Below are 11,343 nucleotides of genomic sequence, written 5' to 3' on the forward strand. Positions count from 1 at the left end.
TTGACGAAAGTATCGCAGAAAGGCCCCCGGCCAGCAAGGCGAGGCGCCCCTAAAAGCCCCTAAATCTCATGCGAAAGGGCGCCGCAGTGGGCGCCCTTCGGTTGACAGGCCTTAACCTCGCGGACGGCAGGAGGCTGCCACCCGCCTCAAGCCTCAGGCAGCCGCGTTCTTGCCGTCGCCCGGCTCGCGCAGGACGTAGCCGCGCCCCCAGACCGTCTCGATGTAATGCTTGCCGCCGGTCGCCGTCTGCAGCTTCTTGCGGAGCTTGCAGATGAAGACGTCGATGATCTTGAGCTCCGGCTCGTCCATCCCGCCATAGAGATGGTTGAGGAACATCTCCTTCGTCAGGGTCGTGCCCTTCCTAAGGGAAAGAAGCTCCAGCATCTGATATTCTTTACCCGTCAGATGCACGCGCTGCCCGTTGACCTCGACCGTCTTGGTGTCCAGGTTGACCCTGAGCTCGCCCGTCTCGATGACCGACTGAGCATGGCCCTTGGAGCGGCGCACGATCGCCTGAATGCGCGCAATCAGCTCGTTCTTATGGAACGGCTTGGTCATGTAATCGTCGGCACCGAAGCCGAGACCACGCACCTTGTCGTCGATGCCGGCAAGACCCGACAGGATCAGAATAGGCGTCTGCACCTTGCTGACGCGGAGGGTCTTGAGAACCTCGTAACCGCTCATGTCCGGCAAGTTGATGTCGAGCAATATGATGTCATAATCATAAATTTTGCCGAGATCGACGCCTTCCTCACCGGTACTCGTCGTGTAAACATTGAAGCCTTCCGACTGCAGCATCAATTCGATGCTTTGTGCCGTGGCGCTGTCATCCTCGATGAGAAGGACTCGCATGCCAACCTCTCTTCCATGACTCTGTTAAAGAGTCCGCTGCCCCGATTGTGAAGAGTACGCTATTGCACTCAGCAAGTTCATAACTTGCACATTACTTCCGAGAGGTTAACAAAACCTAATGAGCGATTACGCGAATGCAGATTATGACACGCGCACCTTGCGTTGCTTTGCCAACGCATAGTCCTCGACGCATCGACTTTCCGCACCAGGCCTCTTAGGCCAATCATGCCAAGTAAACGCACGCACCAGTACATCGTGCGGCAGGCTATCCTGGCCGTACTCGGCAGCTCAGAGATGTCGCTTGTTCGCGAACCTCATGCCATTCATGCAGATTACCCAAGCCGTTGCCGTGACTTGTTCGTCCGCATGCAACCCCCTAAATTGGTTACTACATGATTTGCACAGGTTGCTAAAGCGCACAGTGCTCGCCTCGTGATCGAAAATGACACACGTTGGTCCGATCCGATTCAGGCGTTGCGAAACGGCAACTTAATCCGTTCGTCGGATACTGATCGTGCTTCGGCTCAGGCCAGGCGGCACTCGCAGGTGATCAGCATCACGAACATTTAAGGCGCTGAAACCAGTGCACTGTCGCTCTGTCCGTGTAAATATGATGCCGGAGCATGGGTTTTGCATGGCCTGGACTGTTCGGGCCAAATTTAGGTCGTGTAATCGCCGTGCTCGCTGTTCGAGGCGTGCCGATGCTCGTGAGTAGGGGGTAGACGGTCATGAAGTCCCGCGACGGTGCGTTGAAGCTGAAGCGCTTCGAGGCCGAGGAGAAGCGCCGCAAGGTGGCTGACATCGAGTCGATGATCCACGAGTTCGAGCAGATGGCTGCCGACCTCGACCGCCAGATCACCAGCGAGGAAGAGCGGACGGGCATTCGCAACGAGGCGCACTTCGCCTATTCGACGTTCGCTCGCGCGGCAGCTCAGCGTCGTGACAATTTGCGCCAGTCGGTAACGGGTCTTCGCGAGAAGCTCGAGCAGGCGGTCGCCGTTCGCGACGAAGCCATGGCCGAGCTCGAAGTCGCGGCCACTGCGGAGGAACGCGGCGGCGAGCGTCCGCGGCGCGTCGAGCGCGATGCCGGCGATGCGCGCATCGGCTGAAAGCCTACCGACGAGACCTCTCTGTTGAATGCTCTCGCCTGCCGCAGGTAAACCCTGATCGGCCCCGATCGGCTTGGCGTGCCGCTCAATCCAATCTGCCGAAGGCGCGCGTCGCGGCAACAAGCTCGTGCACGATCCCGGGCTCGGTCATCGCATGTCCGGCATCCGGGACGATGTGCAGCGCCGATCCGGGCCATGCACGGTGGAGCTCATAGGCGCTCCGCGCCGGCGTGACGACATCATAGCGCCCCTGGACGATCACGCCCGGAATTCCCCTCAAGTGGTGGGCATCGCGCAAGAGCTGACCATCGACCTCGAGGAAGCCGTGGTTCATGAAGTAGTGGCACTCGATGCGCGCGAAGGCGAGCGCATAGGCATCCGAGGCAAAGGCGCGCAGCCGCATGGGATCGGGGCGCAGCGCCATGGTCGAAGCCTCCCAGATGCACCACGCCCGCGCCGCTTCGATGCGTATGCGCGGATCGTCATGCGTGAGGCGACGATAATAGGCGGGGATCGGGTCGCGGCGCTCGTCCTCGGGCAGCACCGACAGGAACGCCTCGTAGGCCTCGGGGAAAAGCCAGCTACACCCCTCCTCGTAGAACCAGCGGATCTCCGCCTCGCGAAGCAGAAACACCCCTCTGAGGATCAGCTCGCGCACGCGCTCCCTATGGCGTTCGGCATAGGCAATGGCGAGCGTCGCGCCCCATGAGCCGCCCATGAGCTGCCAGCGCTCGATGTCGAGGTGCCGGCGGAGCCACTCCATATCCTCGATGAGATGCCACGTGGAGTTCGCCTCGAGGCTCGCGTGCGGCGTCGAGCGGCCGCAGCCGCGCTGATCGAAGAGAATGATCCGGTAGCGCGCCGGATCGTGGTAGCGGCGCATAGTCGGATTGCTGCCGCCGCCCGGTCCGCCATGCACGACGAGCACGGGCTTGCCGGCGCGGTTCCCGCACTCCTCGAAATAGATCTCGTGCCCGTCGCCGACCTGCAGGCGGCCGGTCCGGTACGGCTCGATCGGGGCATAGAAGCCGAATTGCTCGCGTGCCGACATTCCTGCTCCCTGACTGCGCGCCCGGGCGGCACCGTCGTCCTAGCCACCCATCTGCCGACGCCGCTCGACCAGAACCTGGCGAACCTCGCGATCATAGAGTGTATCACCGCCCGGCACGCGCAAATCCCGCACGAGCTCCAGCACATGCCTGCCCGGCGGTGGCGTCAGCAGACTGCCCACGCCCATGGCGATCAGTGCCGCGGGTGCGCCGACCACGGCGGCCATTGGGCCAGCAAGACCGAACCCGGCGAACTCACCGCTCAAAATGCTGACAAGGGCCACCGCGAACCCCGCCAGGAGCCCGAGCATGGCGCCCCAACCATTGCACCGCTTCCACCAGATGGACAGCAGCAGGACCGGAAATATCGTCGAGCCGCTGAGTGTCAGCGACCAAAGCAGGAACTCCAGGGGATCACCCGGCGTTACCAGCGCCATCCAACCGGCAAAGAAGGTCAGCGCGACAAAGGCCAGCCGCAGAACTGTCCGGCGAACGCCATCGACCACAAGCTCGCTCTGGGGGCCATTGACAACGTCCTCGGAGAGGATCGTGCCGAGCGTCGCGAGCCCCGTGGCGGCGGCTGCGAGGGCGGCTGCGAGCACGCCCATGATGATCGTATAGACGAGCGCCGTCGGCACCTCGTTGGCCACCGCCAGGACGGGCAGCGCGGCATCGCGCCGGATGGCGAAGCTGGAAAGCGCGAGCCGGGCCGTACCCGTATCGACCGACGCCCACTCGCGCGAGACGAGGCTCGCAACCCAGCTCGGGAGCTGGCCTGCCGGCAGGCCGGCAATGTCCGACATGATGGTTTCGCGCAGAAACACGCCCGCCGCCGACATGGTCAGGAACACGAGCCCGATCATGCATATAGCCCACGCCACCGACTTCCGCGTTGCGTAAACGCCGGGCGTCGCGGCAATGCGGGAGATGAGCGTCGGCTGTCCTGCCACGCCCGCCATGACGGCGAGGATCGACAGCACGAAGGCACCTTGGCCGATATTCGAGAAGGCGGTCGCAAAGCGCCGGGTGGCCGCCTCGAAGCCCCTGTCCGGAAGATCGAAGGCAAAGGCGTCGGCGAGCACCTCGGGAATGCCCTGCGTGAACTCGGCCCGCAGGAGCGTGCGCGTGATGCGGCCGTGGCTCAGTTGCGGGACCGGCAGGTGCCCCATGAGCACGGCAATGATCATGACCGGGATCAGCACCGCCAGCAGCATGACGATGGCCTGCGCGGCGCTGGTCCAGCTCAGAGAGCGCATGCCACCGCTCACCAAGACCAGCACGAGCACCAGCGACAGCGCGATCGTGAGGACCAGCGGCGAAAGCTCGGTCAGCCAGCTTCCGGCCATGAGCGCAACCTTGAGCTCGGCGACGATGAGCAGGAGCAGCGGGACGCTCGCAATGGCGGCAGCAACGACGCGCAGCATCGGGCTCGCGAACCGCAGTCCGAGGTAGGCCGGCACGGAATAGGCGCCGGACTTGCGGATATAGGGCGCGATCAGAATGGCGAACACGACGAGCCCGGTCGTCATCCCGACAGTCAGGAAGAGCGCGTCGAACCCCATGAGATAGAAGAGCCCCGGCAGCGCCGCGACCATCGTGCCGCCGAGGAGCGTCACCGCCAGCGTGAGGCCCGTGAACACGGCAGGCACACGCCGGCCGGCATAGAGCAGCTCGAAGATCGCATTCGAGCGCGTTGCGAGAGCAAGCCCGGCGAGCAGCGCCACGAGCCCACCCGAAATGAGGCCGCGCAGCAAGTGGTCCTCGAGCCCGAGCTGCTCCAGCATCAGCGCCATGAGCACAATGCCGATGAGCAGGCTCGCGAAGATGCCGAAATAGACACCGAGCAGAGGATTGACGAGGTGGCGGCTTGGCGTGAGGGACATCCGGTATCCGAAACAGCTCTCGGGGGAGGCGCGCCTGACTATGACGGCCGGCCACGAGCAGGTTCAAAATTCACTGCGCGTCAGCCGTCCTCGTGAGCGCCGTGCCAGCGGTCGATGACGTCCTGCCGGTTGGCGAACGAGGCGACGGTAATCAATGCAAGTACGCCGACCCCGTGCGCGAGGAGGAAGTAGCCCCAGGGGAAACCCAGCACTCGTGTGCTGTTGAGCTGATCGGCATAGAAGGGCAGCACGAGAACCACCAGGAGAAACGGAAGAAGGCTCGCGACCATCTGCCATTTCGTATGCCGCCAGTAGGGCCGGCGCTCCTTGCGCTCGATCATGCGCCACTCTCCTTCAGGTCACCCCCGTGCGCCGCTCCGGTCACGTCCAGCGCCACCCCGGCCCGAGAGATGTCGGCCTAATGTGGTCGGCGTGCGGCGGGCTCGGGTTGCACAGGCGGCCGCCCATCCTCGCCAACGGGCGCCCCCGCTCCCCGGCCTCTGCCTCAAATGTTAGCCAAGACCGCGGAAACGCGCTAGTTCTTCACCTCACTCCTGTTGAAGATGCCGCGGTCCGAGCAACGCGAAAACACGACTCGCTTGAATGCCCGGCAACCTCGGTGGAGGCTCGGCTGATGGCAATTCGAATCATCGTCGTGGATGATCATCCGCTGTTCCGGGGCGCTTTGACCCAGGCGCTTCAATCAGTCATTGCCGACGGGCGCATCGATCAGGCGGCATCCCTCGGAGATCTCGAGGCGCTGATCTCGGGGCGTCACGATACCGACCTCGTGCTGCTCGATCTCACCATGCCGGGCGTGCAGGGGCTGTCCGGCCTCCTCCTTCTCCGCGCCCAGCACCCCGACATTCCCGTCGTCGTCGTCTCCGCCCACGATGATCCCGAGACCATCCGCAAGTGCATGGAAGTGGGCGCCTCGGGCTATGTGCCGAAGTCGCTGTCCGTCGAGGAGATCCGGGCGGCTGTCGAAACCGTCCTCGGCGGCGGCATCTCGGTGCCATCGGACATCGACCTCTCCCGCCCGGCCGACAGCGACGCCGACGAGGTCGTGGCGCGTCTCTCGACCCTCACGCCGCAGCAGGTGCGCGTCCTGATGATGCTCGGCCAGGGGCTGCTCAACAAGCAGATCGCCTATCAGCTCGGCGTCTCCGAGGCGACGATCAAGGCGCACGTCTCGGCCATCCTCCAGAAGCTCGACGTCGACAGCCGCACGCAGGCCGTCATCGCCATCAACCGCATTGAAGGCGACTGGCGCAGTCCGAAGGCTTAGGCGCGCACGGGCAGATCTATTCGGCGGCGACACGCAACTGCATGGAGATGCGTGTGAGGATCGCGCGGAGCTGAGCGGCCTTGAGCGGCTTCCTCAGCAGGATGAGCCCCATGCCGCGGATCTCGCGCTGCACTTCGAGCGAGTGATCGGCGGTGATGATGACGGCGGGAATTTCCCGCCCCATGGCTGCCGTGATCGACTTCACGGCCTCGACGCCCGTCCCTACGTGGAGATGATAGTCGGCAAGGATCACGCTCGGCGGTCCACCCATCTCGCCGAGCCGCTCGAGCGCTTCGGTGGCGCTCGCCGCCATGACCGACCGGCATCCCCAGCCGTCGAGCAGCGCCCGCATCCCGTCGAGCACGTCGGCTTCATTGTCTATGCAGAGCACTCGCAAGTTGTGGATCTCGCCGACGACCGGCGGCAGACCGGAGGTGCGCGCGCGGACGGCAGCGCCAGAGGCCCGCGGCAAACTCACAGAGAAGAGCGACCCCTTGCCCGGTGTGGAACGGAGCTTGATCGGCGCCTCGAGAACGCGCCCGATGCGCTCGACGATCGACAGTCCGAGACCGAGCCCACGCTCGGACGCGGCGGTCTCCGCGAGCCGGTGAAACTCCTTGAAGACGAGCGCCTGCTGAGCCGGCTCGATCCCCGGCCCCGAATCCCAAACCTGGATTTCGACGCGATCGCCGCGCGGGCGCACGCCAAAAATTACCTTGCCGCGAGAGGTGTACTTTATGGCGTTGGACAGCAAGTTCTGCAGCACGCGCCGCAGGAGCCGCGGATCCGAATGAACGAGCGCGCGGGTTGGAACGACGTGCAGCTCCAGCCCCTTGGCGCGCGCCATCGGCTCGAAGGCGAGAGCGAGCTGGGACATGATCTCACCGAGGATGACCGGGCGGTTTTCCGGTTCCAGCTTACCGGCATCGAGCCGCGAGATATCGAGCAGTGCGCCAAGGATCTCCTCCACCGCATCGAGCGAGGTATCCACATTGTGGGCCAGCCGCTGGGCCTCTTCGGGCAGCGCACGCTCGATGAGGCTCGATGCATAAAGGCGTGCCGCGTTGAGCGGCTGCAGCAGATCATGGCTCGCGGCCGCAAGAAACCGGGTCTTGGCGAGATTGGCCTCCCTCAGCGCTTCATTCACGCGAACGAGTTCCGCGGTGCGCTCGGCGACGCGCCGCTCCAGCGTCTCGTTTGCGCGCGCGAGCGCCTCCGAGGAAGCAACCTGATCGGTGATGTCGAGATAGGTGGTGACGATGCCACCTTGCGGCATGGGCGCCGTGCGGATTTCGAGAATTCGGCCCATGGGAAGCAGATGATCGAGGAATGTCTCGCGCGTCACGGCAAGCCGCGTGAAGCGCTCCTTGACGTGATCCTCGGGCGCGCCGGGGCCGAAATCGCCGCGCAATGCCCGCGTCCTCAGAATGTGCTCAAGCGGCGCGCCGACCCGCACGAGGTCCTCGGGCAGATTGAGAAGCTCGCGGTATTGCCGGTTCCAGCAGATGAGGCGCATGTCGCGGTCGAACACGCCGAGGCCGTGACGGACCTGATCGAGCGCCGACTGCAGGAGATCCCGGTTGTACTGCAGGGCTTCGGAGGCATCATCGAGAAGCCGCAACGCCGACTGCCCCGAGACGTTGCCCCGTCGTAACAGCAGCGACAGCACGAGCCGCGCCGAGGCCGCGCCGATCGCGCTCGTCAGCAAGTGCTCCGTGAAGCGGAGGACGTTGATGTCGGCCTCGGCCTCCGCGACCAGCGGCGTCGCCCGCGAAGCCTCGTACTCGGCGAACGAGCGCTCGGCGCGCTCACTGCCGAGGTAGCGCACGACCGTGTGCTTGAGATCGCCGACCGTGACGGTCGTCCGCCAGAGACGGAAGGACGGGTTCGGCTCGGCGAGCGGCGGATCGCTGGCGCCGAAGAGTTGTGCCTGCATGCGCTCGATGGGCTCGGGCGCGCGCAGCAGCGAGACGAACACGTAGGTCGTGACGTTCGCGATGAGGCTCCAAAGCACGCCGTGCGTCAACTGCTCGAACTGAAGGTAGAAAAGCGCCTGCGGGCGCAGAAAGCCGAGGCCGTAGGGGCCGTCGGCGACAATGCTCATGGGCAGCCAGCCGGCGCGCGCCACCCACGGCAGCAGCAGCGTATAGGCCCAGATGCCGAAACCCACGAGAATGCCTGCGATCGCACCTCGGGCAGTGCCGCGCCGCCAGACGAGCCCCATGAAGAAGGCCGGCGCGAGCTGCGCAATGGCGGCGAACGCGATGAGGCCGATCGCAGCCAGCGCCTGCACTTGCCCCAGCGCCCGATGCACCATGTACCCGAGCAGGATCACTGCGAAGATCGAAACGCGCCGGATGAGCAGGAGGTCCCGGCTCATGTCCACGTCGGCTGCGATCGCGTCGATCCGGCGCCGCAGCAGCCACGGCACGATGAGGCCATTACAGATCATGATGGCGAGCGCGACCGACTCGACGATCACCATCGCCGTCGCTGCCGAAAGCCCGCCGATGAACGCGATCATGGCGAGCGAGTCGGTACTCGACCACATGGGAAGGGCCAGCACGAACATATCCGGCGCGACGCTGAAATGCGGGAGGAACAGCAGGCCCGCAATCGCGATCGGCACGACGAAGATGTTGATGAGCACGAGATAGGTCGGGAACAGCCACGAGGCGCGACGGATCTCCGATTCCGCGTTGTTCTCGACGACCGTCACGTGGAACTGGCGCGGCAGCAGAATGATGCACACGAAGCTCAGCAGCGTCACCGTCACCCAAGTGCTGCCGCTTGGCCCTTTGGCGAAGATGTTCGCGACCTCGCCGCTCGCGCGCACCTTCTCCATGAAGCCGGACACGCCGCCGAACATGACGAAGATCACGAACGTGCCGACAGCCAGGAAGGCAGCCAGCTTGACGAGCGACTCCGCCGCAATGGCCAGCATGAGGCCGTCCTGGTGCTCGGTGGCATCGATGTGGCGGGTTCCGAAAAGCACGGCGAAGACGGCGAGCGCGAGGGCGATGACAAGTGCCGTGTCGAGGCCGAAGACCGCGAGCTCCCTGAACGGGCTCGGGCCGAGCAAGGTCTCGATCGAGATCGAGGCCGCCTTGAGCTGCAGCGCGATGTAGGGCAGCGCACCGAGGACCGAGACCACGGTCGCAATGGCGGCAACGGCCTGGCTCTTGCCGTAGCGTGCGGCGATGAAGTCGGCGACGGAGGTGAGGTTCTGGCTCTTGGCGATCCGCACGATGCGCAGGATCAGCGGCACGCCGAACACGAACATCAGGATCGGGCCGAGATAGACCGGAATGAAGTCATAGCCGCTCGCCGCAGCGAGACCCACGCTGCCGAAGAATGTCCACGATGTGCAGTAGACGGCGAGCGACAGCGCATAGGTGATCGGCCTGCCGCTGCCGCCCTTGCGCGAGCGGATCACCCGATCGCCGAACCAAGCCACGGCAAAGAGCAGGCCGACATAGCCGAGTGCCAGGGTCAGGACCTGCCAGGCTTCGATCATGCTTGTGCCGCACCTTTGGAAAGACGCGCTGCCGACGGCGAGAGCGCATCTTGCTTCGTGCTCTGAGCGCACGCAACAGAGCCGTGGACCTTATGGCTTATCCATTCGGCGAGGATATCTCGCGCCTCGCCGGCCTGCCGCGATGCTCCGTGCGCCCCTCTTTACCTTGTCGGCGATCCACCCCTATCGTGCATCTCGCGAGTCGCATCTCCTGCCGGCAAGACTGTTTTGCCGCCGGACGCGGTTTCACGGCAGCGGACGACTTCCATATTGGCGGCCTCGGAGCATCGACCAACGCGGAGCATCCACCCCATGAAGAAAATCCTCGACGAATTCCGGGAATTCGCCCTCAAGGGCAACGTCCTCGACATGGCCATCGGCATCATCATCGGCGGCGCCTTCGGCACCATCGTTCAGTCGCTGGTCAAGGACGTGATCATGCCGCCCATCGGCATGCTGATCGGCGGCGTCGACTTCTCCGATATCAAAATCCCCCTTCGCGCCGCTGCTGCGGGCAAGGAAGCGGTGACGATGAACATCGGTGTGTTCATCAACAATGTGATCAGCTTCCTCATCGTGGCCTGGGCGGTCTTCATGCTCGTCAAGGGCATCAACATGCTCCGCGAGCGCTTCGAGAAGGAGAAGGCCGCCGCCCCGCCGCCACCTCCGCCGCCCTCCGAGCAGTATCTCAAGGAAATCCGCGACGCCCTGGTCAAGAAGTAGAGCAGTCGCTCAGGGTTGCCTAAGGGCCCGGCCGGGGTCGGGCCCTTTCAGGCTGCAAGCGCGGATGCCACGTGGGTGATGGCGTGCTCGAGCTGGATTTCGCGCGTCACCTGCCGCGGCACTTGTCCGAAGACGTCCTCGCCTTGCAGCCATCGCGCTTCGGCATCGGGCTCGCTGAGCGCCGCATCGAGTGCGGCGCCGAACTCTAGCGCATCCGTCGAAAAGCCCACCGCGCGCATGGCGCCGAGCAGCGTGATGTGGGCACTTCCTGCATGCTGCATGTGCACGCCCGAGATGGGAATGCGGGCATTGAGATTGCGTCCCTCGAATTCGTCGAGGCAAACGGCGACGTCGAGCGACGTCGCCTGACGGCAGACGAGCGGGCGGAACCGATAGACCGAGCAGGCGCCGTCGACGAGCAGCGGACAGGCGAGCTTTCCGCCGATCCTGTCCTTGGGGCTCACGCCGATAAGAGGTCTCGCGCGTTCGCGGACGGCATCAACCGACATGCCGCCGGCCTCACCGCTGCGCACGGCAGCAGCGAGCCGGAAGGCCTCCGGCGGCGTGATGGCGACGAAGGAATAGCAGCAATAGCTGCAGCCTCGCTTGCAGGCGATCTGCTGCTTGGTCGCCGGTCGCGCGGCGAGGGACCTCTCGGCAAGGCTCTGCGCGATTTCGGCGGCTTCGCCCGCCCGCCGCGCATTGCCCGCCTCCTCGAGCTTGGCCCTGACCACCTGCGCGACGGCGACGATCTCGGACGCCCTGGGTTGCAGCGGCAGACCTTGTCCGAGCAATTGGTGGCCCTTCTTGATCCGCTCCCGGATCTCGCGTCGGCGTTGCTGTCGTGAAACTTCGCTCATTCCTCCTCCGGCTCCCTCCGGTCTCGCGCGTGCTCCCGAGCCTACAAGGTTCGGGCCTTGCA

The 11,343-nt window shown here is 64.7% G+C and carries 9 protein-coding genes; 3 read left to right on the top strand and 6 right to left on the bottom strand.

What is annotated here, in order from left to right; all coding sequences use genetic code 11:
• Positions 1 to 153: 153 nt before the first annotated feature.
• Positions 154 to 852, bottom strand: a complete 699-nt coding sequence (locus CS1BSM3_RS20110) for a response regulator transcription factor CtrA (protein WP_072390031.1) — start codon at positions 850 to 852, stop codon at positions 154 to 156.
• A gap of 728 nt (positions 853 to 1,580) precedes the next feature.
• Between CS1BSM3_RS20110 and CS1BSM3_RS20115 the strand changes: the two genes are divergently transcribed.
• Positions 1,581 to 1,961, top strand: a complete 381-nt coding sequence (locus tag CS1BSM3_RS20115; RefSeq protein ID WP_072390034.1) for a flagellar export protein FliJ — start codon at positions 1,581 to 1,583, stop codon at positions 1,959 to 1,961.
• Positions 1,962 to 2,046: 85 nt separating this feature from the next.
• Here the strand turns inward: CS1BSM3_RS20115 and pip are convergent, their stop codons facing one another.
• From pip to CS1BSM3_RS20130, 3 genes are all read right to left on the bottom strand, one after another.
• Positions 2,047 to 3,012 (bottom strand): prolyl aminopeptidase, encoded by a 966-nt coding sequence (gene pip, locus CS1BSM3_RS20120; protein ID WP_072390037.1) that lies wholly within the window; start codon positions 3,010 to 3,012, stop codon positions 2,047 to 2,049.
• Positions 3,013 to 3,051: 39 nt separating this feature from the next.
• Complete coding sequence (locus CS1BSM3_RS20125) at positions 3,052 to 4,893, bottom strand: sodium:solute symporter family transporter (RefSeq protein ID WP_072390040.1); 1,842 nt, start codon at positions 4,891 to 4,893, stop codon at positions 3,052 to 3,054.
• A gap of 80 nt (positions 4,894 to 4,973) precedes the next feature.
• Positions 4,974 to 5,234 carry a DUF4212 domain-containing protein gene (locus tag CS1BSM3_RS20130; protein WP_072390043.1) on the bottom strand — a complete coding sequence of 87 codons (261 nt, stop codon included), beginning with the start codon at positions 5,232 to 5,234 and terminating at the stop codon, positions 4,974 to 4,976.
• Positions 5,235 to 5,527: 293 nt separating this feature from the next.
• On the opposite strand from CS1BSM3_RS20130, the gene CS1BSM3_RS20135 reads away from it, so the two are divergent.
• Complete coding sequence (locus CS1BSM3_RS20135; RefSeq protein ID WP_072390046.1) at positions 5,528 to 6,181, top strand: response regulator; 654 nt, start codon at positions 5,528 to 5,530, stop codon at positions 6,179 to 6,181.
• Between the two features lie 16 nt (positions 6,182 to 6,197).
• Here the strand turns inward: CS1BSM3_RS20135 and CS1BSM3_RS20140 are convergent, their stop codons facing one another.
• Positions 6,198 to 9,698, bottom strand: coding sequence for a hybrid sensor histidine kinase/response regulator (locus CS1BSM3_RS20140; RefSeq protein ID WP_072390049.1), 3,501 nt, complete (start codon positions 9,696 to 9,698; stop codon positions 6,198 to 6,200).
• A gap of 312 nt (positions 9,699 to 10,010) precedes the next feature.
• Here CS1BSM3_RS20140 and mscL point away from each other — a divergent pair, with 312 nt between their 5' ends.
• On the top strand, positions 10,011 to 10,421 hold the full coding sequence (mscL, locus tag CS1BSM3_RS20145; protein ID WP_072390052.1) for a large-conductance mechanosensitive channel protein MscL: 411 nt from the start codon (positions 10,011 to 10,013) through the stop codon (positions 10,419 to 10,421).
• A gap of 47 nt (positions 10,422 to 10,468) precedes the next feature.
• Here mscL and CS1BSM3_RS20150 read toward each other — a convergent pair whose 3' ends face one another.
• Positions 10,469 to 11,281, bottom strand: a complete 813-nt coding sequence (locus CS1BSM3_RS20150; protein ID WP_072390055.1) for a YkgJ family cysteine cluster protein — start codon at positions 11,279 to 11,281, stop codon at positions 10,469 to 10,471.
• Between the last annotated feature and the right edge of the window lie 62 nt (positions 11,282 to 11,343).

Source organism: Hyphomicrobium sp. CS1BSMeth3 (genome assembly GCF_900117415.1).
In the GTDB taxonomy this organism is placed as follows: Bacteria; Pseudomonadota; Alphaproteobacteria; order Rhizobiales; family Hyphomicrobiaceae.